The organism is Photobacterium swingsii (assembly GCF_024346715.1).
Lineage (GTDB): Bacteria > Pseudomonadota > Gammaproteobacteria > Enterobacterales > Vibrionaceae > Photobacterium > Photobacterium swingsii.
Window position 1 is genome coordinate 750,607 of the sequence record NZ_AP024852.1, and the last position, 23,921, is coordinate 774,527.

Here is a 23,921-nt window from a genome sequence, read left to right on the forward strand (position 1 = left end):
TGAATTAGAGAACCTTTAAAAGAAACGGCTGCATTTATGATGCAGCCGTTTTATTTTGTGTGGATGTAGATGTTACTTGTCTTGATGCCTTGCTCGCTCTTCTTTTTCAACTTGCGACAGGCGCGGCAGTTTTGTGCCTAGCTCTCGGCCGCGTTGGCGAGCAAAAATGATATTGCCAACAAAGGCACAAGATGTAATCACAAGCTCAACGGCGGCGAGCCAGCGCTCTGCAGGTTCCACCCATAGAATGGTCAGTGCATGCAGAAAATAAAACATCAAAATGAAATTTGCCCATGCATGGGTATAAGGTTTCGCTTCTAGTATTCCCTTTAATGGCAATAGCAGCGGGAATACCCACATAATCATAATAACGATGTTATTAAGATGAGGGTGTGGCGAAATGACACCTTGCCATAGCGCCACCCATAGCAATAAGCTCAGGTTGCTGGTTAGCGCAAAGTAACGTAGGTTTTGAGTTAAGGGTTGCATTGCGATCATGAACACCTTCCTTGTTAATCTCGATGATCCGTTTTGTTGCTAAAGTCGCTTGTGAAGTCGGTATATTGACTGAGCTCACCACGTACTTATTCCGCGAGTTTCTTCGCCGTTTGTGCCAGACGTTTGCCTAACGCTTGTGCCAATGACATTTCATCTTGATGTAATCCAGCCCCCAGGTTCAAGTGAGAAGCGCCATAGGGTGTACCACCATGCTCTGTGGTGTGCAGTTGCGGTTCCGAATACGGAATACCAAGGACGAGCATGCCGTGATGAAGTAATGGCAACATCATGGATTGCAAGGTGGTCTCTTGACCGCCATGCATTGACGATGATGACGTAAAGAGACTCGCAGGTTTCCCTATTAGGGTACCTGATAGCCATTGGGCGCTGGTGGAATCAATAAAGTGTTTGAGCGGTGCTGCCATATTACCGAAACGCACTGGGCTACCTAATGCCAACCCACAACATGTCTGTAGGTCTTGTTGGCTAACCCAAGGATCACCATCAAGAGGGGGCTGCGTTTGCAGCCCTTGTTCATTAATGTCTGGCACTGTTCTTAACACCGCTTCACAGTCATCGACTTGCTCGATGCCACGGGCTATCTGACGCGCTAGCTGTCGCGTGTTGCCATGACGGCTGTAATACAGCACCAATATAGAATGCATTAAAGAATATCCAATACTTGCTCTGGTGGGCGACCAAGGGCCGCTTTATTGCCATTGACAACAATTGGGCGCTCAATCAATTTAGGATTTTCTGTCATGGCAGTAAAAAGCTGGGCTTCAGTCACGCTGGCATCACCCAAGGCTAACTCTTTATAAATAGCCTCTTTGGTGCGCATCATTTGACGGGCAGAATCAAAGCCTAGTTGTTTTAGGATGACTTCAAGTTCTGCTGCGGTTGGCGTTTGCTCCAAATATTTGATGATAGTTGGGGTAATGCCTTTCTCTTCAAGTAGCGCTAATGTTTCACGGCTCTTTGAACAGCGAGGGTTGTGGTAGATTGAGATAGACATATTTTCTCCATTTTATTTTAGACCTCCCAGTAACGTGTTGAGCGAAGTGGGAGTTATGCTTCATTGTAAGGGAATACAGGGGTATTGAAAGGCGTGTGTCAGTGGCTTTGCTATCGCGATCACGTGGGATGTGTGATCGCGATAGGTGGTTTCAGTTGTTGTAAGGGGCTATGCGTGCTTACAACGCTGCAAATTTCTCACGAGATAAACGCAGCTGATCGATTCTGGCATCGTAACGGGCTTGGTCGAGAGAATTAACTTCAACCAGTTGGCTCGCTTGAATGTAGTTTTTAATCGCTTTATCCCACAACCCACGTAGTGCGAGTAATTCTGCTCTAGCCGCGAGCTCGGCGGCACGGTTACCCTTTTCACCTTGCGCTTGAGCAAGCATATACCAACCATTGGTATCTTTCGGATTATCGTAGGTGTAGCGTAATAACATCGAGAGACTGTCGTCGACTTTTCCTGCTTCTTGATAGGTATGGGCAAGGTTTAACCGCAATACTTTTTGCTCTGGGCTTTGCTTTAATGCACTTTGTAGGCGACTGATCGCGGTATCATATTTCTTCTCTGCAATGTCGAGATCGGTTGCAGAGTCAATGAAAAAGCGGTTATTGGGTTCAGCGACAAGCAAAGGATCGAGTAAGGCATGCGCTTCTTGGTACTTACCTGTGTCAATCAAGACCAGTGCTTTACCATAATTGAGCGCGAGTTTTTGCTGGCCTTTGGCTTTTCTTAATTTACGATCAAACCAATCTAAAGCTGCTTCGCTTTCTAATCCTGCAAAGCGAGCCACGATGCGTGAGCGAGCAAGCAGGTAGCGATCTGAAGGTTCAACACGACGTGCTGGGAACTGATTGGCACGGCTGCGGGTATCGGAAATACGATCTTCCGGTAAGGGGTGAGTCAACAGCATGGCTGGTGGCTTACTGGCGTAACGGTATTGATCGGCAAGGCGGCCAAAGAAACGTGGCATGGCTTGTACATCAAAGCCTGATTTAGCCAAGGTTGCAATACCGATGCGATCGGCTTCTTTTTCATTGCTGCGGGTATAGTTGATCTGGCCTTGAACTGAAGCCGCTGTGGTTGCATGTAACGCAGCCATTCCCGCTTCAGGTGACGCGATTGCTAACATGAGTGAGCCTATCATTGCCGCCATGGTCGCCGGTGATTTCTTGGCTTGATCTTCCATACTCCGCGCAAGGTGGCGTTGAGTAATGTGAGCAATTTCGTGCGCAACAACCGAAGCAAACTCACTTTCTGATTTGGCATATAAAAATAAGCCACTGTGAAGGGCAACATAACCACCAAAGAAGGCAAAGGCGTTGATTTCACGATTTTGGATCAGAAAAAAGTTGAATGGGGTACGGACATCGTTGGCATTGGCGACTAAACGGTGGCCTAAATCTTGGACGTAATCGGCCAAAAGAGGATCGCTGATGATCGGGCGGCTAGCACGTAGCATGCGCATGTAGGCATCACCATATTCTAGCTCTTTTTCTATTGTAAGGGTTGAAGCCGCAGTTGTACCAATTTCTGGTAAGCTGTTAAACGTCTCAGCATGAATAGGTAAACTGCTACTCAACAATGCTGTGATCAGTAAATAAGCTGGGGCTTTCTTCAATCGGGACATAGAAATAATACAATCGCCTTTGGTCTGAATTGTTGGGGCTAGCCCAGGAAAAACAGGGACTATTAGCAATAAGACAATAGAACACCGTACAGGTTTCTTTTTTGTCGAGCTGATGTCATTTACAATGCGTGAATGGATAATAACTGTCAGCACACTGGAATGGAAACGCAATTGCTTAATTTGATGACTGAACGTTGCCCTATGGCCTTATTATTAGCCAAAAGAGCGGTTAACGCATTGAGTTTGGGACAAAAGCTGGAAATTCATGTTTCTGATTCAGGCGCGAGACAAGATATTCCCCGATACTTAATCAATAATGGTTATGCTATTGAAATACAGAGTGACTCGCCGCAGTCACTGATTCTTTTTGTCACCAAAATGCAAAGATAGAGACAGTTATGCTCGATATGTTTAATCGCTGGTATAAGCGACGTTTTTCAGACCCAGATGCAGCCAGTCTGGTGGTTATCCTTGTGGGTGGCTTTTTAACGATTTATTTCTTAGGAAATTTGATTGCACCACTATTGGTGGCGATTGTATTAGCCTATTTACTGGAGTGGCCCGTTGCGCGTTTGCATAAGATAGGTTTGCCTCGCTCCTTGTCTGTGACGGTTGTCTTATTGATCTTTGTCGGACTCATGGTGATGGCGGTATTTGGCCTTGTGCCTACTATCTGGCATCAGATTGGTAACTTGATGTCTGATGTGCCGACCATGTTTAATGATTTGCAGAGTTACGTGTCGTCATTGCCGTCACGATACCCTGACTTTGTGCAGCCACACCAAGTTGATACTTTCATGAGTACCCTACGAGAAAAAGTCTTGGGTATGGGTGAAAGTGTTGTGAAAGGTTCGCTTGCTTCGTTGGTAAGTCTAGCTGCGCTCGGTGTTTACCTTATTTTGGTACCCTTGCTGGTCTTTTTCTTACTTAAAGATAAGCAAGAAATGCTGTCTATCTTAGGCTCCGTCTTGCCAAAGAATCGCCGTCTTGCGAGTAAAGTCGGTGCGGAAATGAATCAGCAAATCTCGAATTACATTCGCGGTAAAGTGACAGAGATCCTTATCGTCGGCTCGGTCAGCTATCTCACATTCGTGATTTTAGACTTACGCTATGGCCTATTACTGGCCGTCTTAGTCGGATTCTCGGTGTTGATCCCTTATATCGGTGCGGCAGCGGTGACGATTCCTGTGGCCATGGTTGGTTTGTTCCAATGGGGTATCTCGCCGGACTTTTGGTGGCTATTAGTCGCTTATGGCATCATCCAAGCGTTGGATGGTAATGTGCTTGTGCCTATCTTATTCTCGGAGGCTGTTAACCTTCATCCAGTGGCGATTATTATCGCGGTGTTGGTCTTTGGTGGGCTTTGGGGATTCTGGGGCGTGTTCTTTGCGATTCCATTAGCAACCCTAGTTAAAGCGGTGTGGAGTGCTTTTTCAGCCACAGAAGCGGATGAGTTGATAGAACAATCCGAGTAATAACATTTTGCTAATAGAGAAAAATGGCGCATTGAGATGCGCCATTTTTTTATATTTTTTCTGCGTTTTCGCCAGTTATGCTTATCTAAGCATTATCCTCAGTGGCGATGACGCCCCTGCCGTCAGTAAGAGCTGAATATTAACCGAGCCAGAGAAGTATTAACGATAGCAGTTGAGGGTAACCTCTAGCACCTTACGACATGTATCCACTTCTTTTTGCGTTAAACCTTGCGGTACTTCAGCGAGCAGTGAGTGGATGTTATTTCCCGCTGAATCGCACATCATTACGCCCTTTTTCGTCAGGTGAACACACTTAGAGTTGCCCTTCAGGGGGTGAGGGCGAGTCGCCACTAAACCATGGCGTTGTGCGGTCTTAATGATACTCGTGACTGAGCTTTTAGAGCGCATAAGACGCTCGGCAATATCGATTGGGCGTAAACCGTCTTCTTCTTTCAGCAGCATCAGCGTTTGTTCGGCATTGAGTTCTGGCGAAACTAAACCTACGGTGTTTTGCGCTTTATTTTGTACGGCGCGAGAGGTGTTCCAGATCAATCCAAGTAGCGTATCATTCATTAATATCATCCTTAATATTACTTGTTGGTTTTACTTCAAACTGGCTGGTTTTATATCTGAGGTAGAGGTTGTAGAGCAAGGTTTGATTGATGATTTTTATGAATAAAGTGATGAAAGTCGAATTATATCGATTTTTATGATTTGCCGTTAATGGCTGAGCGTAGGGTGGGTGCGAACATATAAAAATGCCTGCGGTGAGCAACGCAGGCATTGAGTCTTTCTAGACCACTATAATGTATTAAGCGTTCGCTTGTTCATTTAGGTAGCTTAGTACGACTTCATGGTGATCTTTGGTTTTGAACTTATTGAAAACGTGTTCAATCACACCTTCTTCATTGATTAAGAAACTTTGACGGTGAAGACCATCGTATACTTTACCCATGAATTTTTTTTCACCCCAAACACCGAATTGATCGGCAACGGCATGGTCTTCATCGGATAATAAAGTGAAGTTTAAATTATCACGTTCGATAAATTTAGGCAGACGTTTTACAGGATCAATACTGATACCTAATACCACAACATTGTGCGCATCTAACTCTGCTTTGCTATCTCGTAAGCCACAAGCTTGAACGGTACAACCTGGTGTCATCGCTTTAGGGTAAAAATAAGCCAAGACTTTTTTGCCTTTAAAGTCAGCTAAGTTTACCGCTTCGCCATCTTGATTAAGTAAAGTGAAAGCAGGGGCTAAAGTACCTGCGGTCAACGTATTCATGGTGTTTCCTTATTGATTATGGCCAACAAAATTGACTGTGCCTGTCACCAGTAAATCGGTGCAAAGGGCTTCGAATTCTTCTTGTAATGTCATGAGATTGCAACCCTCGGGAATATTAGTACTGATTTGAATAAATAAACGATCAGTATTATCAGTATCGCTGGCTTCATGAGTATGGGCACTTAATGAGGCGATATCGACTTTTCGAGCGGCAAGAAAATGGGTGAATTGGCCGATGAGCCCCGGCATATCATCTGCTTCGATATGAAAATCTGCAGTGTATGAGAACAAGCGCGCTTTATGCTTAGAGGTTCGCTTCATGACGGTGAGTAACTCATGCTCTTGAGCTTTGAGCGGCAGCGTTACTTCCACGCGTGAGATGGCATTGCCATTGCCAGACAATAACATGATGAGCGTAAATTCATGGCCAAACAGAGCAATACGGCTATCTATGATGTTACAGCCACATTGAGTCACCAAGTGAGTAACTTCATCTGAGATGCCAGGGCGATCCGTACCAACTGCAGTAATAACTAGGTAATGTTCCATATTCTCTACGTCGTATTGTTAGCTTTTAAGCATGGTAGCACAGGTATTAAGCAGGGATAACTGACATCGCTAGCAACTTCTTATCAAGTTATTGTCAAGATAGTACTTTTACCTACGCTCGTGCTTGAGTTTATATTCACTCAATCGTACCATGAAGTTATATATATACAGGGGAGATGGACATGTTTTCAGGAAGCATGGTTGCGCTAGTCACGCCAATGGATGAAGCGGGCGAAGTGGATTACACTAGCCTAGCAAATTTGGTGGAATATCATATTGCAGCAGGCACAGATGCAATTGTATCTGTTGGTACTACGGGTGAATCAGCCACATTAACGGTTGATGAGCACGTAAAAGTTGTTGTTAAGACTATCGAGCTTGCCAACGGTCGCATTCCTGTTATTGCAGGAACTGGCGCCAATGCAACGCACGAAGCCATTACATTCAGTAAACTCTTCATTGGTACTGGTGTTGCGGGTTGTTTAAGTGTCACCCCTTATTACAATAAACCAACGCAAGAAGGTTTATATCTGCATTACAAAGCGATAGCTGAAGCCACTGATTTACCACAAATCCTTTATAATGTACCTGGTCGTACTGCTGTTGACCTATTACCAGAGACGGTTGCGCGTTTAGCGAAAATCGACAATATCGTGGGTATTAAGGATGCAACGGCTGATTTAGATCGCGTGCAGCAAATTAGGGAACTTTGTGGCGAAGACTTTATCCAACTAAGCGGTGATGATGCCACTGGGTTAGAGTTTGTTGAACGCGGTGGTCATGGTGTGATTTCTGTTACGGCAAACGTTGCAGCGGCTGATATGGCAAAAATGTTCAAATTGGCGCGCGAAGGTCAGTTTGAGGCTGCACGTGAAATCAATGCACGTTTAATGAGCTTACATAAAAACTTATTTGTAGAATCTAACCCAATCCCAGTGAAATGGGCAGCGCATAAACTAGGTTTGATTGAGCTGGGTGAGTTACGTCTGCCATTAACCGTATTAAGTGAGTCAGCACAACCCAAAGTGGTTGAAGCATTGCAAGAGAGCGGTGTGCTGCAATAGTTTGCAACGCGTAGGAGCGCAGGAGCATTAATGAATTCTAAACACAGGTTCGTACTAACGACATTAATGGTTGCCAGCTTGGCAGCATGTTCGGGTAGTGAAGAACGCCGTCGTCAGGCAAATCAGGATTTTACTTATCTTGAAACTAAGCCATTAAGCAACTGGGTGTTGCCTGAAGGTACAGAGCCTTATGCTACTAATGAGTATGCAATCCCTAATCAAGCGTTTGCCGGTGAAATTGGTGCGGGCGTTGATATTCGCTCACCGCAGCAAGTGCTCGCATTGATCCCTGGTGCTCGCGTTGTTAAAAATGCTGACGGTGTTACCTTGGTATTAGCAAATAGCGAAGAGTTAGCGGGTGTTTGGTCATTAACGAAAACCATGCTTACGGAGCAAGGCATCGCATTGCGAGAGCAAACGGCAAGTCGCTTAGAAACTGAGTGGGTTTCTTGGACCAATGAAGATGACGAAACGCAAGTAAGTAGCCGTTACACGATCGAAAAGTCTGAAAAGCCAGGTGACAACAGTTATCAAATTACGTTAATTGATTGGCGTGAAGGCGAAAAAGACGAGCCTGTATCGGTGATTAATAAAGAGCGTTATAGCATCTTGATGACTAACTTGGTGACGTCACGCTACGATGCAAAAGTGCGTGAAGAAGCCCGTTTACGTGCGCAAGAGTTGGTGAAACAAATCCCAATTACAATGGGACAAGATCGTAGCGGTCTGCCTGTTATTATTGCACGTGCACCGTATAACGTGTTCTGGGAACGCTTGCCATCATTACTTGATGAGTTAGGCTTCACCGTCGAAGGTCGTAACCGTTCACAAGGTATCGTTGAAGTGAAATTCCGTTCACCTGATGATCAGTTCTGGACCGATCTTGGTGTTAAACCAATAGAACTTGATGATTCGACTTACAAGCTTCAATTGGGTGACTTGGGTAACCGAACTTCGCTCAGCGTCACAGACTCAGATGGTAAGCCGATTACAGAGCGTGCATTAGAAAGTATCGCCCCTGTTTTTGGTAAGGCGATTGAATCAAGTAACCGCAAAAGCTAACGGTTAGTTGAAAATCTGATACAAAAAAACCGCTTTCGGCGTAAGCCTGAAGCGGTTTTTTATTGTCGCGATAATTCGTTTGAATTATTTCACTTCAATACCTTGCGCTTGCATATCGGCATGGTAAGAAGAACGAACAAATGGACCACATGCTGCATGGGTGAAACCAAGTTCTAATGCAATCTCTTTAAGTTCGTCGAACTCTGACGGTGGCACGTAGCGCTCAACGGGTAGGTGGTGACGGCTTGGTGCTAGGTATTGACCTAGTGTCAGCATAGTCACGCCGTGAGCACGAAGATCTTTCAGTACTTGAATAATCTCTTCTTTGGTTTCGCCTAAGCCCATCATTACACCAGACTTTGTTGGTACTTCTGGGTGCATTTCTTTGAATTTCTTCAATAGATCCAGTGACCACTGGTAGTTTGCACCAGGACGCGCTTTACGGTACAAGCGTGGCGCTGTTTCCAAGTTATGGTTGAAAACGTTAGGTGGGTTATCACGTAGGATCTCAAGTGCGCGATCCATGCGACCACGGAAATCTGGCACGAGAGTTTCAATGTGGATTGATGGGTTTTTCGCACGGATCTCACGCGTACAATCAGCGAAGTGTTGAGCACCGCCATCACGTAGATCATCGCGGTCAACTGATGTCACCACTACATACTTCAGTTTCATGTCAGCAATGGTTTGAGCAAGGTGCGCTGGTTCTTCTGCATTCGGCGGTAATGGACGACCATGGGCAACATCACAGAATGGGCAACGACGAGTACAGATAGCACCTAAGATCATGAAGGTTGCTGTACCGTGGTTGAAACATTCAGCCAAGTTTGGACAAGACGCTTCTTCACATACCGAGTGAAGTTTGTTCTTACGCATTGCTGATTTAATTTCTTGGATACGCTTGCTGTCTGACGGAAGTTTGATTTTCATCCACTCAGGTTTACGCAGCACTTCCTGTGGCGTTTCTTCTTCTGCCACATTACGTACAGGAATTAGGGCCATCTTATCGGCATCGCGGTATTTGACGCCTTGTTCGATTTTTATAGGTTTGCTCATAATTAATTGCTTTCCGTTATCCACTCAACGCTCTGGTAATCGAGCAGTTTTACAAGCTCTTCGACAAGTACCGGCTGAACTTCCGTCAGTTCTGATGGGCCATTCAGTGACGCAAGCTGCGTCATTTCCATTCCTGCATATCCACAAGGGTTGATACGTAGGAAAGGCGCCAAATCCATATTTATATTGAGTGCCAGGCCATGAAAAGAGCAACCGCGACGGATACGTAAACCGAGTGAGCATACTTTTTGATTATTGACGTACACTCCCGGCGCATCAGGGCGGGCGTTAGACGTTACCCCAAAATGGGATAGCGTTTGAATGACTGTATTTTCAATGTGTGTGACTAAATCACGTACACCTAGCTTATTACGACGTAAATCGAGCAGGATATACGCAACCAATTGGCCAGGACCATGATAGGTCACTTGGCCACCACGATCACTTTGGACCACAGGGATATCGCCAGTATTTAGCAGGTGTTCTGCTTTCCCAGCTTGACCTTGAGTAAATACAGGATTGTGTTCGACCAACCAAATTTCATCGGTTGTTTCCGGTGTACGCTCGTCGGTAAACGCATGCATGGCTTGCCATGTTGGTTCGTAGTCACGGCGTCCTAGGTGTCGAATAATGAGATGTTTTTGCACTGTATCACCCAATTCATATCGGCTAGGCCGAGCTATTCTTGGTTGGCATTATAAAGCTTGGCGGCTGAAATTTCAGCCGCCAATTTGTAGGGGTATTAGATGCCGCTAGTTACAGAACAACGCGAACGATGTCGATCTCGCCTAATTCTTTATAAAGAATTTCAACTTGCTCGATAGAGGTTGCTGTAATTGTGACAGAAACAGCGCTGTAAGTGCCTTTACCGCTTGGTTTAACGGTTGGGGTGTAGTCGCCTGGCGCGTGACGTTGAATCACTTCAACTACAAGATCCGGTAGTTCAGGTTTATTGAAACCCATTACCTTGTATGAAAACTTACAAGGGAACTCAAGCAGATCTTTTAGTTTAGGCTGTTCTTGTTGTTGCATTCTGTACTCCAGGATTCCGCAAGGGATAACTCAATTTCAGGCGAGCTATTATACCTATCTTGCTACCGACTGCCAGTTTAGCGAGATTTAGCTGCAGATAGCAAAAGAGGTAGCCTCAGCTACCTCTTTTTAATTGCTTGTTTTCGAGAAGAAAACTTAGCTTAACCAGCCTTTGAAGAGCAACATGATGTAGTCAACAAGACGGCTAAAGATACTGCCTTCGTTTACATCATTCAGTGCAATTAGCGGGTATTCAGCAATATCTTCATCACCAACACGGTAGTAAAGCGTACCAACTTTTGTTCCTTTTTGAATTGGCGCTTTGAGTTCTTTCTCTAGCACAAAGCTGGCTTTCAAGTCTTTAGTTTGGCCGCGAGGAAGCGTTACAAAGGTATCTTGATCAACACCTAAAGATACTTCATTACGATCACCCATCCAGACTTTTTCTGAGACGAAAGTTTCATTCGCTTTGTGTGGTGATACAGTTTCAAAGAAGCGGAAGCCGTAGTTCAGTAATTTCTTACTTTCAGCTTTACGTGCATTGGCGCTCTTCGTGCCCATCACAACAGCAATCAGGCGCATTTTGCCTTCTGTCGCGGTGCTAACTAGGCTGTAACCCGCATTGTTAGTGTGGCCTGTTTTCATGCCATCTACATTGAGGCTTTTATCCCACAATAAACCGTTACGGTTGTACTGAGTGATACCATTGTAAGTGAATGATTTTTCTTTGTAGATAGCGAACTCATCGGGTACGTCGCGAATTAACGCTTGGCCGAGTAGCGCCATGTCATACGGTGTGGTGTATAAGTTGTTGTTATCTAGGCCATGAACATTGGCAAAATGGGTTTTATCCATGCCAATATTTTCTGCCCATCCGTTCATGAGATCAACGAACGAATCTTCAGAGCCGGCAACGTGCTCAGCCATAGCAACACAGGCATCGTTACCGGATTGAATAATAATGCCACGGTTAAGATCTGAGACTTTTACTTCGCTACCAACTTCAATGAACATCTTCGATGAGCCAGGGAAGTTTTTCGCCCATGCATTTTTGCTGACAACAACGGTGTCATCCATCGAGATGTTGCCACGCTTAATTTCTTGACCAATAACATAACTGGTCATCATTTTCGTTAAGCTAGCAGGTGGGATTTGTACAAATTCTTTGTTGCCCGCAAGGACTTTGCCTGAATGGTAATCCATTAGAACATAGCCTTTCGCAGCAATTTGTGGGGCTTCAGGAACAACGGCTGGAGCCGCTACGGCAGATACCGACGCCAGCATCAAAGCTGATGCAGCGACCGATCGAAAAGTTGCAGCAGATTTCTTCATGATTGATGTAACTTTATTGGGCGATGTCAAAAACTGGACACACTATATCAGATTGAGAGTAATCAACCACCTTTGACATCGCTCCTTATGGTGGGATTAGCGAAAAACTGACAGAGACAAACTTACGGACTAGATATTCGGCCGTATTATTGACCAGCTGGATGCAAGATGACCGAAAAAGGTAGGACTATTATCCAGCTAGTTTTATTTGAGTGTAAAACGTTACTTTTGTTCCACAGAACGTTGGGATGTAATGATAAACGCTTTTGGATATTGTTGTGATTTTGCTTTGTCACGTTGTGAAATTGCTTCATCACGATCGATATAAGGCCCTAAGCGTACACGGTAAATGTCTGTTTTTTCTACCTTCATTAAATCCACTTTGGTTTGGAATTGGGCCTTTAGTTGATCAGCAATTTTTTGCGCTTTTTCTTCATTACTTACTGCAGCAAGCTGAACAAAATACTGATTTGGGTTAGCGCTGTGCCACTCTTCGCTAGACGCTGGCTTTTCAATCGTGATGAGCTCAATTTTTACAGGCGCTGTACCGTGCTTAATAACATCAAGCTTGGAAGCGGCAGCCATGCTGAGATCGATAATGCGCCCTTCATGGAAAGGACCACGATCGTTCACACGTACTATGGCGGTTTTACCATTGTTGGTATTGGTGACTTTGACGTAGCTCGGTAACGGTAGCGTTTTGTGTGCTGCAGTCATTGAGTACATATCATAGACTTCACCGTTGGAGGTTTTGTGGCCATGGAATTTTTTGCCATACCAAGACGCATTGCCTTCTTGAGTGAAGCCTTTTTGGTCTTTGACGATCTCGTAACGCTGACCACGGAGTGTGTAATCTTTGTTGCCCGCGAGGCTTTTAGGCTCGTAGCGAGGTTGTGCATCCTCAATATGATCTAAGGTTGGCGATTGTTCCGGTGCCACATCTTCAGCAATATCGTAGCGCTCATCGCTAGGGGTAGAGCTACAGCCTGCCAGAATTAAGACAATAAGTAAGGAGATAACACGCATTTAGGTCGCCTTTGACAACATTTTTCTATGGGTATGGATAGACATCAGAATGCCAAAACCAGCCATCAAGGTCACCATTGAAGTGCCTCCATAACTGATTAATGGCAGCGGTACACCGACAACAGGCAAAATACCACTGACCATTCCGATATTAACGAAAACATAAACGAAGAAACTTAATACAATACTGCCTGCCATCATACGACCAAAGGCCGTTTGTGCTCGGCTCGCGAGTAATAGCCCTCGGCCAATAATGTATAAATAAATAGCCAATAAACACATTACACCAATTAAGCCCCATTCTTCGGCAATAACCGCAAAAATGAAATCGGTATGGCGTTCAGGTAAAAACTCCAGTTGTGACTGGGTGCCATGTAACCAGCCTTTCCCTATGAGTCCACCTGAACCTATGGCAATTTTTGACTGAATAATGTGGTAGCCCGCACCCAGAGGATCTGATTCTGGGTTAAACAGGGTTAATACCCGTGTTCGTTGGTAATCCCGCATTAGGAAGAACCATAAAACAGGAATAAAGGCCCCAAGAAGCACACCAGCAGAAAAAATGATGCGCCAGCTGATCCCTGATAGGAATAAAACAAAAATACCTGATGCCGCAATCAAAATAGAGGTACCGAGGTCAGGCTGTTTCGCGATCAATATCGTGGGAATAAAGATCATCATTAATGCAACCACGATATTACGAAAGCTTGGAGGTAAGGGTTTGTTACCAATAAAGCGGGCGACCATCAGTGGGACGGCTAACTTGATAAGCTCTGATGGCTGAAAGCGGACAAAGCCGAGGTTTAGCCAGCGTTGTGCACCTTTTGAGGCTTCACCAAAGAACAAGACTCCAAGCAATAAGAGCAAGCCGATGCCAAATAGATAAGGGGCCCAAGTTTCATAGTGACGAGGTGCGATTTGTGCGAGGGCAAACATGACACTCAGTGAGAGCGCCATACGTACAGCTTGGCGTTCCATCATTTCAATGTGCTGACCACTGGCGCTGTACATCACAAGCAAGCCGAAACACATTAATGCCAAGATCCCCATCAGCAATGGAAAATCGAGATGTAAGCGATCACTCAGGGTTCGCTTATTGCCTGTCGTGGCCATAATGCTCATTGGGTCACCTCAGTGTTCGAGACTGTGTCGGTTGTTTGTGGGTGTGGTTTTAATAGCATATGGTCAAAGATATGACGAGCGACAGGGCCACCATTTGATGAACCGCCCCCTGCATTTTCTAATACCATAGAGACTACAACTTCAGGCTTATCGTATGGTGCAAAGGCAGTAAAGAGAGCGTGGTCGCGTAAGTGCTCAGCAAGCTCTTCAGCGTTGTATTTTTCATCTTCAGCCAAACCAAATACCTGTGCCGAGCCTGATTTACCACCGGCTTTATATTGCGCACCATAAAAGGCGCGGCGCGCGGTACCCCGGACACCAAATAGCACGCGTTTCATGCCATCTTTTGCAATTTCCCAGTATTCGTCGTCAACCCCTGTGATTGGCGGGTATTCGTCAAAGACGGCGGGCTTTTCGACATTATCATCAATAATATCTTTCAGCAGGTGTGGCGCCCTAACGATGCCATTGTTCACTAATACCGTTGTCGCTTTGGCAATCTGCAGCGGGGTTGCTGTCCAATACCCTTGGCCTATACCGACAGGGATGGTATCGCCTTGATACCAAGGTTGGCGGAAGCGGGCTTGTTTCCATTCACGGGTTGGCATGTTGGCTTTACTTTCTTCATGAATATCAATGCCTGTGTATTCACCGTAGCCAAATTTAGTCATCCAAGCCGACAATCGGTCGATACCGAGATCGTAAGCCACTTGATAGAAGTAAGTATCCACTGACTCTTCGATGGCTTTGTGAATGTTGACCTTGCCATGTCCCCAGCGTTTCCAGTCACGGAATGGTCGGCTATTCGAGTTTGGAATTTTCCAATAACCAGGGTCATTTCGTACGGTACGCTCAGTCACTACGCCTTCCGTTAAGGCAGCGACAGCGATCATAGGTTTAACCGTTGATGCTGGTGGGTAAATACCGAGCGTGACACGATTAACCAATGGGCGATTAATATCATTCAGCAAGGCGCGATATTTCGGCCCTGAAATACCGTGGACAAACAAGTTAGGATCGTAGCTTGGGCTAGACACCATGGCGAGAACTGCTGAATCGCGAGGATCCATCACGACAATAGAGCCGCGTTTATATTTTACGATTTCTTCACCTGTTTCAGGATCTTTACTGCGCACGGTAAGTTGTTCTTTCGCGAACAGTTGCAGATCAATATCCAAGTTTAGTTTGATGTCTTTACCTGGGATTGGCGGCACATACTTAAGGGTACGAATAATACGGCCACGGCTGTTTACTTCGACTTCTTGGTAGCCTGATGTGCCGTGCAGCAAATCTTCGTAGTAACGTTCGATACCAAGCTTACCGATATCACGGGTTGCTTTATAATTACTGATTTTGTCGTCACGTTCGAGGCGCTCAAGGTCACGGTCGTTAATTTTGGCTACATAACCCAATACATGCGTGAGTGCATCGCCGTAAGGATAGTAACGTTTGAGGTAGGCTTTGACTTCAACCCCTGGGAAACGGTGCTGATTGACCGTGAATAGGGCAACTTGTTGTTCGGTAAGCTGGCCTTTTATAGGAATAGATTTGAAGCGACGTGTATGTCGGCGTTCTTTTTCAAATCGAGTGATGTCTTCATCGGTAATACCCATCAGGACTTTGAGGCGTGTAAAGGTATCCTCAATATTGGGTACTTTTTCTTTGGTAATTTCAAGCGCATAAACTGGGCGGTTTTCTGCCAGTAAAATGCCATTGCGATCGTAGATCATGCCGCGATTAGGCGCGACAGGCACAACCTTAATACGGTTATCGTTTGATCGTGTCTGATAGTCGTCATGCTCACTTACTTGAATGTGGTACAAGTTCGTGAGCAGCACGCCTACCAGCACGATAATGCCGATAAATGAGACAAGAGCACGGCGAAAAAAGAGCGCCGACTCAGCCCGATGGTCGCGGATCTGGGTACGCTGTCGTCTCATTGACACTTATTCCCTGTGGTAAGGATGGTTTGCGGTGATGCTCCACGCGCGATATAAGCTTTCAGCCATGACAACACGTACCATAGGGTGCGGTAGTGTGAGTGGCGAAAGCGACCAACTTTGCTCGGCTGCTGCTTTACAAGCAGGTGATAACCCTTCAGGGCCGCCGATCAAAATGGAAACATCGCGTGCGTCTAGCTTCCAGCTTTCAAGCTGTTCAGCCAGTTGTTCGGTATCCCAGCGTTTACCGGGAATGTCCAAGGTGACAATGCGGTTACCTTTAGGGACCGCTGCAAGCATTGCTTCGCCTTCTTTTTGTAAGATACGGGCAATATCTGCATTTTTCCCACGCTTACCTGCTGGGATCTCAATGAGTTCCAGCGGCATATCTTTTGGGAATCGACGGCTGTATTCTTTATAGCCTTCTTCAACCCACTTGGGCATTTTTGTGCCAACGGCAATCAATTGAAGCTTCATAATTGATTAGCTCCAAAGCTTCTCCAGTTGGTACAGGCTACGTGAATCTTCCTGCATGATGTGCAACATAACGTCGCCCATATCCACGATAACCCACTGGCCATCATCTTCACCGCTGATACCAAATGGAGGGAAATCAATCAGTTTTGATTCTTTGTTTACGTGATCTGCAATAGAAGATACGTGACGGTTTGATGTACCTGTACATAGAACCATGAAGTCAGTGATGCTTGACTTACCACGTACGTCAATCGTTACGATGTCTTGGGCTTTAATATCGTCAACTTTATCAACAATAAAATCGTGTAGTTCTTGAACCTGCAAAGGAATCCCCTCATTTGGTGATAATAGATTAATAGTTTGCGACAAATCGATCTCTGTCACAATTTAGCGGCGCAGTATAACACGCACAGCCTGATCCGACACAAGCACTAAAAAGGTGTCGGCTCGGTATGGGTACTTATCCCGCACATCTCCGCACAGAGCGCACTCAGTGCTGGCCATGGTTTTGTGTCGAAATCCGTTTTTACTTGGATCTCTAGTTGGGTCAATAAGCGTAGCAAGCTGACCACTCTGGCGTAGGGAAGACGGTGAAGGGCGCCAATGTAAATCTCGCGGCGACTTTGCCAGATGCGAAATTGTTCAAAAATGATATTCAGCGGTGTGCCTTTCTTGCCCATTTCTTGCATTTTATACAGCTGTGTTAATTCGCGCTGCAGGGTACGTAAGATAATGGTTGCCTCAATGCCTTCGCCTTCAAGTTGGCGTAATACACGTTGACTGCGTTTCGCTTGACCTGCTAGTACGGCATCAACCAGTTGGAAAGGCGTGTAATGGTTGTGACGGCTTAATGCTTCTTCTAAGCGAACAATATTGAGCTCACCATCTGGGTATAGCAAGGTGAGTTTTTGTAGACTTTGTGCAAGTGCCAGCATATTCCCTTCATGCCATTGCGCCAGCATTTGTACGGACTCATGATCCGCTTTAAGGCCGAGTTGCTGGCAACGCGCTTGAATAAAGCGTGGTAAATGACGAGGGTCAGGCGTATTGCAAGGTAAGTATAAACCTTGGTTATCTAATGCTTTAAACCACTTGGCTGATTCTTGCTTTTTATTGAGACGAGGTCCAGTGATCAGCAACAGAATGTCATTGTGTAAGCTGTCACATATTTCGACCAGTGACTTGGCTTGGTTGACGTTCAGTCCAGACTCTGGGATTTCTAGCTCAATGATTTGGCGCGCAGCAAAAAGACTCATTGCGTTACAGCAATCGAGTACTAGATTCCAATCAAGCTGGTGGTCGATGGTGAAACTATGGCGTTCATCGAAACCTTGCTGTTGTGCTGCTTGCTTAATTTGGTCACCGCACTCTTGCTTTAGGAGTGGTTCATTACCAAATAATAAGTAGGCTTGACGCAGCCCTTTATTGAGCTGCTGCGTCAGTTGTTCTGGGTAAACTCTCATGGTTGGCTTGTGCCTACCTCTGTGCCGGGCTCAACTGTGCTCACTTCCTCTGTGTTGACAGTGTTAGTGCTGTTGTAGCTGGCACTTGTACCTGATACGGGCATATCTTCCGCTTTGGTGTCTTCCATTTCTGCCAGTTTTGCTTCGAGTTCTTGCTCGTCAAGCGCTTCAATTGTCGCCGTTAGACGCGCCATTTGACGTAATATTTGACGTGATGCTTGCTCTCGCATCTCGTCTTTGATCATGTCACGTTCAACCGACTTTGCCAGTGCCGTTAATGGGTTATCAAGGAAAGTACGGGTTACTTTGGTTGAGAAGGTTTTACTGGCTTTGTTAGGGATCGTAATACTATAGCGTACTGAGTAATTCAGCTCGTATTCAGCGGCGCGGCTGTTTTGGTAGAGCGACAGGGTGCGTTCACCATTGCTTTCACTGATTAAGTGAAGATTAGGTACAGTCGCTGAGGGTGGCACGGCTTCAATACCATGCAACTTAAATTGTGACTTTACTAGACGGGTCAGTTGGCCGTATTGGTCGAAGCTAGTCAGTGATAGTTTGGCGATTTCATCGGGTAGCATGTAGGTGCCACGAAGGTGGAAGCCACAAGCAGACACAGTAAGAGAAAGTAGGGCGACTGAAAGTAGTCTAAGGGTGCTTTTTAAAGAAAAGAAAGCCTTCACCAAATTAGCTCCTAAGTAGAGTGAAAACTTATCGACTATAGCGGGAAATCAATCTGATTAGAACCTAGATTGACTGGTAGTTGCTATGACGATGCTAGATAAAAATATCCCCGCCTGAGCGGGGATAGTCTGTCATCAGGTTGTGAACTTAGTTCGCAACGATGTTCAGTAGCTTACCAGGAACGTAAATCACTTTACGAATGGTAAGGCCGTCAAGGAATTTCACGGCGTTTGCATCGTTAAGACCAAGTTCTTTCACGTGTTCTTCGGTTGCATCAGCTGCAACAGTTAGTTTTGCACGTAATTTACCGTTGATCATCACGACGATGGTCTTTTCATCTTCAACTAGCGCAGCTTCATCGAATGTTGGCCAGATTGCTGAATCGATGTTTGATTCACCTAGCGCTTCCCACATCTCGTAAGAAATGTGTGGAGTCATAGGGTAAAGCATACGAACGACTGCTTTTAGGGCTTCATCAAGCAGTGCACGATCTTGTACTGATTCTTGAGATGCTTTCGCTAGCTTGTTCATCAGTTCCATGATAGCAGCAATTGCAGTATTGAATGTCTGACGACGGCCAATATCATCGCTTACTTTTGCAATGGTCTTGTGAACATCACGGCGTAGTGCTTTTTGATCAGAAGATAGCGCAGAGACATCAACAGTTTCTGCAGCACCTTTTGATGCATGCTCATTAACCAATTTCCATACACGTTTTAGGAAGCGGTTAGCTCCTTCAACGCCAGACTCTTGCCACTCAAGCGTCATGTCTGCAGGTGACGCAAACATCATGAATAGACGAACGGTATCTGCACCGTACTTGTCTACCATCTCTTGTGGGTCGATACCGTTGTTTTTCGACTTAGACATTTTGATCATGCCTGAGTGAGTTACGTCACGGCCTTGGTTATCGACGGCTTTCTCGATGCGACCTTTGCTATCACGCTCGATTTCTACATCCGTTGGTGCGATCCACTCTTTGGTGCCTTTGTCATTAGTGTGGTAGAAAGCATCAGCCAGTACCATACCTTGACATAGCAGTTGTTTGAACGGCTCGTCAGAGGTTACGTAACCTGCGTCACGTAGCAGTTTGTGGAAGAAGCGAGAGTACAGTAGGTGCATACAAGCGTGCTCGATACCACCAATGTATTGGTCTACTGGTAGCCAGTAGTTCGCTTTTTCTGGGTCTAGAATATCGTCAGCTTGTGGTGAACAGTAACGCGCGTAGTACCAAGACGACTCCATAAAGGTATCGAAGGTATCGGTTTCACGCAGTGCTGGTTCACCATTAAAGGTGGTTTTAGCCCACTCTTTATCTGCTTTGATTGGACTCGTTACACCGTCCATTACCACGTCTTCTGGAAGAATTACTGGTAGTTGGTCAGCAGGAACTGGGTGAACTTCACCATCTTCCGTTGTTACCATTGGGATTGGTGCACCCCAGTAACGTTGACGAGAAACACCCCAGTCACGTAGACGGAAGTTAACTGTCTTCTTACCTTTACCTTCCGCTTCAAGTTTCGCTGCAATCGCATCGAACGCGGCTTGGAAAGTTAGGCCATCGAATTCGCCAGAATCAAACAGTACACCTTTTTCAGTGTATGCGGCTTCTGATACATCTAGCTCAGAACCGTCTTCTGGTTTGATCACAGGGATGATGTCGATGCCGTACTTAGTCGCGAATTCAAAGTCACGTTGATCGTGAGCTGGAACCGCCATTACAGCACCTGTGCCGTAATCCATCAGTACGAAGTTAGCCACGTAAACTGGAACAACACGACCGTTAAGCGGGTGGATAGCCGTTAGGCCAGTATCCATGCCTTTCTTTTCCATTGTTGCTAGTTCAGCTTCAGCAACTTTGGTGTTACGACATTCATCAACGAATGCAGCAAGCTCAGGGTTGTTCTTAGACGCTTTCTCTGCCAGAGGGTGACCCGCAGCAATACCCACGTAAGATACGCCCATAAGAGTATCTGGACGTGTTGTGTACACTTCTAATGGTGCTTCTTCGCCGTTAACCGCGAAAGATAGCTCAACACCTTCAGAGCGGCCGATCCAGTTGCGCTGCATGGTTTTTACCATTTCAGGCCAACCGTCTAGGTTGTCTAGATCGTCGAGTAGCTCTTGAGCGTATTCGGTGATCTTAATGAACCACTGAGGGATTTTCTTTTGTTCTACTGGGGTATCACAACGCCAGCAACAGCCGTCTTCTACTTGCTCGTTAGCCAGTACAGTTTGGTCGTTCGGACACCAGTTTACAGAAGAGGTTTTCTTGTAAACCAAGCCTTTATTGTAAAGCTTAGTGAAGAACTCTTGTTCCCAACGGTAGTACTCAGGCGTACAGGTTGCGAATTCACGATCCCAATCGTAGCCTAAACCTAGTGCTTTAAGCTGGTTCTTCATGTACTCGATGTTTTCGTAAGTCCATGGCGCGGGAGCGGTGTTGTTTTTAACCGCGGCGTTCTCTGCAGGTAGGCCGAATGCATCCCAACCGATAGGTTGCATTACGTTTTTGCCTTGTAGACGCTGGTAACGAGAAACAACATCACCGATGGTGTAGTTACGAACGTGACCCATGTGCAGTCGACCGCTTGGGTACGGGAACATGGAGAGACAGTAGAATTTTTCTTTATTAGGGTCTTCACTTACAACAAAGGTCTTGTTGTTGTCCCAGTGTTCTTGAACTTTCTGTTCAATGTCCTGTGGGCGATATTGTTCTTGCATCGATGACATCCAGGATTTTGTGAGTTGAGTACAAACACATTCAATATAATCGACATAGAATAACTAAAGGTAAAGGTGTCAACAATAGCTGAGGGTAATTCGATACAGTTATTGTTGCTTTATCGCTGCCTAAGGTGGTGTTTTGGGTGCCTTGTGTTGTCGGTTCAAGGGGAGGAGGTACATATGGCGAAGCAAAAAGCAGAATATGAAGCATTACTTGAAAAAGTAACTGAAGCCTTGAAGCATAGCCCTGAGGAGCTTAATCAATGGATTGATACGACAGAAAAATACCGTCAAGCCGCTAGTGACATGACCAAAGATGAGTTGGCGTTAATTTCTGCGTATTTAAAACGTGATTTAGCTGAATTTGGGCAAAATGTGGAAGAAAGTTCAGAGCCTTTCGATGAAAGCCCATTTTATCAGGCGGTGTCCGAAACAATTTGGAGCGGTTTGGCTGAAATTACGGATAAAACCCAATTAGAGTGGCGTGAGGTCATGGGGGATATCCAGCACCAGGGGGTTTATCAAGCGGGAGAGATCATTGGCTTGGGTAATTTGGTTTGTGAGCACTGTGGTCACCATCAAATGTATACGCATGTGAAACGTTTAGAACCCTGTATACGCTGTGGGCACGAGCAATTTACCCGTCAACCTTTAGCGCCATGATTTTTTTATACTCTAATCGACGATAAGAAGCGGGCGATTAAGCCCGCTTGTCGTATTCACTCGCATCTATTCGTTATTTACACTGCCCGAGTTTGGCCCATACTCCCCAGTTGGTGTGGTTATCAGCGGGTGGTTGGTTTTGAGTCCACCATTGTGCGCGGTAAGCAATCCCATTTTGTTGAGCGTGATCGCCACTCTGGTATACGGTATTTTCTGCCCATACTTGATAGGTGCTGCAATCGACAGTACCGGGTTGCGGGTTTGGACTGATCCCTTTCACGCGTTGTAGTGCTGCAAAAGTATCGGCAATACCTGTACCGCACTCTGAAGTATTGCAACTGCTACCAGCAGGGAAAGGACGTGATGTTTCAGTGATATATTGCTCGACTTGATCTGGTGTCAGGCTTAGATCGAGTGAGTACATAAGCGCAGCGATACCTGCTACATGTGGGGCAGCCATACTGGTGCCCATTGAGTAGCTGTAACTGTTTTCGCCTGCTTGACGTTTACCCGAGTTAAAGGTTGATAGGATGCCACCAGAGCGGCCGCCGCCTGGTGCTGTGATATCAATGAGATCGCCATAGTTGGAATAGAATGCACGATTGCCTTCCTTGTTATTAGAAGCAACCGAGATAATGCCTTGGCAATTACCTGGACTAAAATCACGAACATTCAGGTTGTCATTACCAGCAGCTACGACAATGGTTGCGCCTTGAGCGCGTACATCATTAACGGCTTGCTGATAAGCATAGCCACAAGCCCCTTGACCACCAAGGCTTAAATTAAGGACTTGTGCTGGATATGGGTTGGCTGGCGCATTGGGAACTGGCAAACCAGCAGCCCAACGCATACCATCGGTAATGTCAGAGGTGTAGCCACCGCACGCACCAAGGACTCGCACTGGGACGATACGGGTATTCCAAGCTACTCCAGTCACCCCTTGGCTGTTATTGCCTTCTGCTGCAATGGTGCCTGCAACATGGGTTCCGTGCCACGATGAGTTTCGATCTTGTGGCGGGTAGTTTTGTCCACATTGTCCTGCGACTAACCAATCACCTTCATCGGTAGCATCGCTATCGCGGCCATCACCATCTCGCGCCCCCTTTGCATTTTTAATGAAGTCATAACCAGGAAGTAAGTTGTTGATTAAATCTGGGTGATCGAAACGAACCCCGGTATCGATCACGGCAACAATGACTTCTGAACCGCCAGTTGTAACGTCCCATGCTTTGGGCATATTGATACCGCTGGTGGGATCAGAATAATGCCATTGAAGGTTATACCCAGGATCATTTGGGATGGCTGTTGGCCACATAATGCGATCAGGCTCGGCATATTCGATATTTGGATCTTGCTGTAGTTGCTCGATTACGGCTTCGAGTTTGGCCTGATCGGTAACCTTGAGTACGTGAGTGCCGTTTGCACTTGGACGGATGTATTGGACATCGGCACTGAGGCTTTGCTGTAAGTGGGTGATGCCATCAATCATTGGTGACGCCGTTGCTCGCATAACAGGGCTGCTAGTACGGTATTTAACAATGACTTGATCGGTTATGAGGGTGTTGTTATTGGCAAAAACAGGGCTGCTAGCAATGAGCATAGCCAGAAGAGTCGGTATGGTTCTCATTTTCTATCCTTGATTGTGATACCAAATAGAACAAGACAAGGCTTATTCGTTTGGTTTTATTGTGATGAGGAAGGGCTTCCTCACAACCAAGTGTTCTCCTTTTATTTTATTTTGCAGGATAAAAAACGGGAATAGGAAGGGGTATCAAGTAAATAATAAATGGGTTGCAAGCGTTAATCTGCTTATGGTGA

25 protein-coding genes are annotated in these 23,921 nt (G+C 45.8%); 5 read left to right on the forward strand and 20 right to left on the reverse strand.

Translation table 11 applies throughout. The annotated features are described in order from the left end of the window. Positions 1 to 72: 72 nt before the first annotated feature. The 4 genes from OCU77_RS03665 to bepA all read right to left on the reverse strand — a co-directional run bounded on the left by OCU77_RS03665 (position 73) and on the right by bepA (position 3,146). Entirely contained in the window at positions 73 to 498 is a 426-nt protein-coding gene (locus OCU77_RS03665; RefSeq protein WP_048900713.1) for a DUF2069 domain-containing protein, read from the reverse strand. 86 nt (positions 499 to 584) lie between these two features. Further along, positions 585 to 1,163: an NAD(P)H:quinone oxidoreductase gene (gene wrbA / locus OCU77_RS03670; protein WP_048900714.1), complete on the reverse strand. Its 579-nt coding sequence runs from the start codon at positions 1,161 to 1,163 to the stop codon at positions 585 to 587. Then, positions 1,163 to 1,513, reverse strand: a complete 351-nt coding sequence (gene arsC, locus OCU77_RS03675) for an arsenate reductase (glutaredoxin) (RefSeq protein ID WP_048900715.1) — start codon at positions 1,511 to 1,513, stop codon at positions 1,163 to 1,165. The genes wrbA and arsC overlap by 1 nt, the downstream gene beginning before the upstream one ends. 178 nt (positions 1,514 to 1,691) lie before the next feature. Beyond that, positions 1,692 to 3,146, reverse strand: a complete 1,455-nt coding sequence (bepA, locus tag OCU77_RS03680; RefSeq protein ID WP_048900716.1) for a beta-barrel assembly-enhancing protease — start codon at positions 3,144 to 3,146, stop codon at positions 1,692 to 1,694. Positions 3,147 to 3,305: 159 nt separating this feature from the next. Between bepA and OCU77_RS03685 the strand changes: the two genes are divergently transcribed. Continuing rightward, a complete protein-coding gene (locus OCU77_RS03685) occupies positions 3,306 to 3,536 on the forward strand; it encodes a sulfurtransferase TusA family protein (RefSeq protein ID WP_048900717.1) in 231 nt (76 codons plus the stop codon). A gap of 8 nt (positions 3,537 to 3,544) precedes the next feature. Next, positions 3,545 to 4,621 carry an AI-2E family transporter gene (locus OCU77_RS03690; RefSeq protein ID WP_107302313.1) on the forward strand — a complete coding sequence of 359 codons (1,077 nt, stop codon included), beginning with the start codon at positions 3,545 to 3,547 and terminating at the stop codon, positions 4,619 to 4,621. Between the two features lie 159 nt (positions 4,622 to 4,780). Here OCU77_RS03690 and OCU77_RS03695 read toward each other — a convergent pair whose 3' ends face one another. The 3 genes from OCU77_RS03695 to OCU77_RS03705 all read right to left on the reverse strand — a co-directional run bounded on the left by OCU77_RS03695 (position 4,781) and on the right by OCU77_RS03705 (position 6,458). Then, entirely contained in the window at positions 4,781 to 5,194 is a 414-nt protein-coding gene (locus tag OCU77_RS03695; RefSeq protein ID WP_048900718.1) for a MarR family winged helix-turn-helix transcriptional regulator, read from the reverse strand. 238 nt (positions 5,195 to 5,432) lie between these two features. Beyond that, on the reverse strand, positions 5,433 to 5,909 hold the full coding sequence (gene bcp, locus OCU77_RS03700; protein ID WP_048900720.1) for a thioredoxin-dependent thiol peroxidase: 477 nt from the start codon (positions 5,907 to 5,909) through the stop codon (positions 5,433 to 5,435). A 9-nt stretch (positions 5,910 to 5,918) separates the two neighbouring features. Next, positions 5,919 to 6,458 carry a glycine cleavage system protein R gene (locus OCU77_RS03705; RefSeq protein WP_048900721.1) on the reverse strand — a complete coding sequence of 180 codons (540 nt, stop codon included), beginning with the start codon at positions 6,456 to 6,458 and terminating at the stop codon, positions 5,919 to 5,921. Positions 6,459 to 6,640: 182 nt separating this feature from the next. On the opposite strand from OCU77_RS03705, the gene dapA reads away from it, so the two are divergent. Beyond that, positions 6,641 to 7,522 (forward strand): 4-hydroxy-tetrahydrodipicolinate synthase, encoded by an 882-nt coding sequence (dapA, locus tag OCU77_RS03710; protein WP_048900722.1) that lies wholly within the window; start codon positions 6,641 to 6,643, stop codon positions 7,520 to 7,522. A gap of 30 nt (positions 7,523 to 7,552) precedes the next feature. Continuing rightward, a complete protein-coding gene (bamC, locus tag OCU77_RS03715) occupies positions 7,553 to 8,584 on the forward strand; it encodes an outer membrane protein assembly factor BamC (RefSeq protein WP_048900723.1) in 1,032 nt (343 codons plus the stop codon). A gap of 84 nt (positions 8,585 to 8,668) precedes the next feature. Here bamC and lipA read toward each other — a convergent pair whose 3' ends face one another. The 12 genes from lipA to leuS form a co-directional block, all read right to left on the reverse strand. Further along, entirely contained in the window at positions 8,669 to 9,640 is a 972-nt protein-coding gene (gene lipA, locus OCU77_RS03720; RefSeq protein ID WP_048900724.1) for a lipoyl synthase, read from the reverse strand. 2 nt (positions 9,641 to 9,642) lie between these two features. Continuing rightward, the gene (gene lipB, locus OCU77_RS03725; RefSeq protein WP_048900725.1) at positions 9,643 to 10,287 is read right to left on the reverse strand and encodes a lipoyl(octanoyl) transferase LipB; all 645 of its coding nucleotides are present in this window, start codon (positions 10,285 to 10,287) and stop codon (positions 9,643 to 9,645) included. Between the two features lie 109 nt (positions 10,288 to 10,396). Beyond that, on the reverse strand, positions 10,397 to 10,672 hold the full coding sequence (ybeD, locus tag OCU77_RS03730; protein WP_048900726.1) for a DUF493 family protein YbeD: 276 nt from the start codon (positions 10,670 to 10,672) through the stop codon (positions 10,397 to 10,399). A 156-nt stretch (positions 10,673 to 10,828) separates the two neighbouring features. Then, positions 10,829 to 12,004 (reverse strand): serine hydrolase, encoded by a 1,176-nt coding sequence (locus tag OCU77_RS03735; RefSeq protein ID WP_048900727.1) that lies wholly within the window; start codon positions 12,002 to 12,004, stop codon positions 10,829 to 10,831. 222 nt (positions 12,005 to 12,226) lie between these two features. Further along, positions 12,227 to 13,030 carry a septal ring lytic transglycosylase RlpA family protein gene (locus OCU77_RS03740; protein ID WP_048900728.1) on the reverse strand — a complete coding sequence of 268 codons (804 nt, stop codon included), beginning with the start codon at positions 13,028 to 13,030 and terminating at the stop codon, positions 12,227 to 12,229. Beyond that, on the reverse strand, positions 13,031 to 14,152 hold the full coding sequence (gene mrdB / locus OCU77_RS03745) for a peptidoglycan glycosyltransferase MrdB (RefSeq protein ID WP_048900729.1): 1,122 nt from the start codon (positions 14,150 to 14,152) through the stop codon (positions 13,031 to 13,033). It lies immediately after the preceding gene. Further along, the gene (gene mrdA / locus OCU77_RS03750) at positions 14,149 to 16,092 is read right to left on the reverse strand and encodes a penicillin-binding protein 2 (RefSeq protein WP_048900730.1); all 1,944 of its coding nucleotides are present in this window, start codon (positions 16,090 to 16,092) and stop codon (positions 14,149 to 14,151) included. The genes mrdB and mrdA overlap by 4 nt, the downstream gene beginning before the upstream one ends. 6 nt (positions 16,093 to 16,098) lie before the next feature. Continuing rightward, complete coding sequence (gene rlmH, locus OCU77_RS03755) at positions 16,099 to 16,569, reverse strand: 23S rRNA (pseudouridine(1915)-N(3))-methyltransferase RlmH (protein WP_048900731.1); 471 nt, start codon at positions 16,567 to 16,569, stop codon at positions 16,099 to 16,101. Positions 16,570 to 16,575: 6 nt separating this feature from the next. Next, complete coding sequence (gene rsfS, locus OCU77_RS03760; RefSeq protein ID WP_048900743.1) at positions 16,576 to 16,893, reverse strand: ribosome silencing factor; 318 nt, start codon at positions 16,891 to 16,893, stop codon at positions 16,576 to 16,578. A gap of 107 nt (positions 16,894 to 17,000) precedes the next feature. Then, positions 17,001 to 18,032 (reverse strand): DNA polymerase III subunit delta, encoded by a 1,032-nt coding sequence (gene holA, locus OCU77_RS03765; RefSeq protein ID WP_048900732.1) that lies wholly within the window; start codon positions 18,030 to 18,032, stop codon positions 17,001 to 17,003. Further along, entirely contained in the window at positions 18,029 to 18,712 is a 684-nt protein-coding gene (locus OCU77_RS03770) for an LPS-assembly lipoprotein LptE (RefSeq protein ID WP_048900733.1), read from the reverse strand. The genes holA and OCU77_RS03770 overlap by 4 nt, the downstream gene beginning before the upstream one ends. Positions 18,713 to 18,860: 148 nt before the next feature. After that, positions 18,861 to 21,437 carry a leucine--tRNA ligase gene (leuS, locus tag OCU77_RS03775; protein ID WP_048900734.1) on the reverse strand — a complete coding sequence of 859 codons (2,577 nt, stop codon included), beginning with the start codon at positions 21,435 to 21,437 and terminating at the stop codon, positions 18,861 to 18,863. A 183-nt stretch (positions 21,438 to 21,620) separates the two neighbouring features. Here leuS and OCU77_RS03780 point away from each other — a divergent pair, with 183 nt between their 5' ends. Next, positions 21,621 to 22,103 carry a zinc ribbon-containing protein gene (locus OCU77_RS03780; RefSeq protein WP_048900735.1) on the forward strand — a complete coding sequence of 161 codons (483 nt, stop codon included), beginning with the start codon at positions 21,621 to 21,623 and terminating at the stop codon, positions 22,101 to 22,103. A gap of 73 nt (positions 22,104 to 22,176) precedes the next feature. On the opposite strand, the gene OCU77_RS03785 is transcribed toward OCU77_RS03780, so the two are convergent. Beyond that, the gene (locus tag OCU77_RS03785) at positions 22,177 to 23,730 is read right to left on the reverse strand and encodes a S8 family serine peptidase (protein WP_084711896.1); all 1,554 of its coding nucleotides are present in this window, start codon (positions 23,728 to 23,730) and stop codon (positions 22,177 to 22,179) included. Positions 23,731 to 23,921: the final 191 nt, after the last annotated feature.

Coding starts and splice junctions, on each gene's coding strand:
- leuS (WP_048900734.1), bottom strand. CDS start 21,437: ATGCAAGAACAATATCGCCCACAGGACATTGAACAGAAAGTTCAAGAA.
- lipA (WP_048900724.1), bottom strand. CDS start 9,640: ATGAGCAAACCTATAAAAATCGAACAAGGCGTCAAATACCGCGATGCC.
- OCU77_RS03740 (WP_048900728.1), bottom strand. CDS start 13,030: ATGCGTGTTATCTCCTTACTTATTGTCTTAATTCTGGCAGGCTGTAGC.
- ybeD (WP_048900726.1), bottom strand. CDS start 10,672: ATGCAACAACAAGAACAGCCTAAACTAAAAGATCTGCTTGAGTTCCCT.
- wrbA (WP_048900714.1), bottom strand. CDS start 1,163: ATGCATTCTATATTGGTGCTGTATTACAGCCGTCATGGCAACACGCGA.
- OCU77_RS03705 (WP_048900721.1), bottom strand. CDS start 6,458: ATGGAACATTACCTAGTTATTACTGCAGTTGGTACGGATCGCCCTGGC.
- OCU77_RS03665 (WP_048900713.1), bottom strand. CDS start 498: ATGATCGCAATGCAACCCTTAACTCAAAACCTACGTTACTTTGCGCTA.
- OCU77_RS03780 (WP_048900735.1), top strand. CDS start 21,621: ATGGCGAAGCAAAAAGCAGAATATGAAGCATTACTTGAAAAAGTAACT.
- bamC (WP_048900723.1), top strand. CDS start 7,553: ATGAATTCTAAACACAGGTTCGTACTAACGACATTAATGGTTGCCAGC.
- OCU77_RS03685 (WP_048900717.1), top strand. CDS start 3,306: ATGGAAACGCAATTGCTTAATTTGATGACTGAACGTTGCCCTATGGCC.
- OCU77_RS03690 (WP_107302313.1), top strand. CDS start 3,545: ATGCTCGATATGTTTAATCGCTGGTATAAGCGACGTTTTTCAGACCCA.
- arsC (WP_048900715.1), bottom strand. CDS start 1,513: ATGTCTATCTCAATCTACCACAACCCTCGCTGTTCAAAGAGCCGTGAA.
- mrdA (WP_048900730.1), bottom strand. CDS start 16,092: ATGAGACGACAGCGTACCCAGATCCGCGACCATCGGGCTGAGTCGGCG.
- holA (WP_048900732.1), bottom strand. CDS start 18,032: ATGAGAGTTTACCCAGAACAACTGACGCAGCAGCTCAATAAAGGGCTG.
- OCU77_RS03735 (WP_048900727.1), bottom strand. CDS start 12,004: ATGAAGAAATCTGCTGCAACTTTTCGATCGGTCGCTGCATCAGCTTTG.
- OCU77_RS03695 (WP_048900718.1), bottom strand. CDS start 5,194: ATGAATGATACGCTACTTGGATTGATCTGGAACACCTCTCGCGCCGTA.
- mrdB (WP_048900729.1), bottom strand. CDS start 14,152: ATGAGCATTATGGCCACGACAGGCAATAAGCGAACCCTGAGTGATCGC.
- bepA (WP_048900716.1), bottom strand. CDS start 3,146: ATGTCCCGATTGAAGAAAGCCCCAGCTTATTTACTGATCACAGCATTG.
- rlmH (WP_048900731.1), bottom strand. CDS start 16,569: ATGAAGCTTCAATTGATTGCCGTTGGCACAAAAATGCCCAAGTGGGTT.
- dapA (WP_048900722.1), top strand. CDS start 6,641: ATGTTTTCAGGAAGCATGGTTGCGCTAGTCACGCCAATGGATGAAGCG.
- bcp (WP_048900720.1), bottom strand. CDS start 5,909: ATGAATACGTTGACCGCAGGTACTTTAGCCCCTGCTTTCACTTTACTT.
- OCU77_RS03785 (WP_084711896.1), bottom strand. CDS start 23,730: ATGAGAACCATACCGACTCTTCTGGCTATGCTCATTGCTAGCAGCCCT.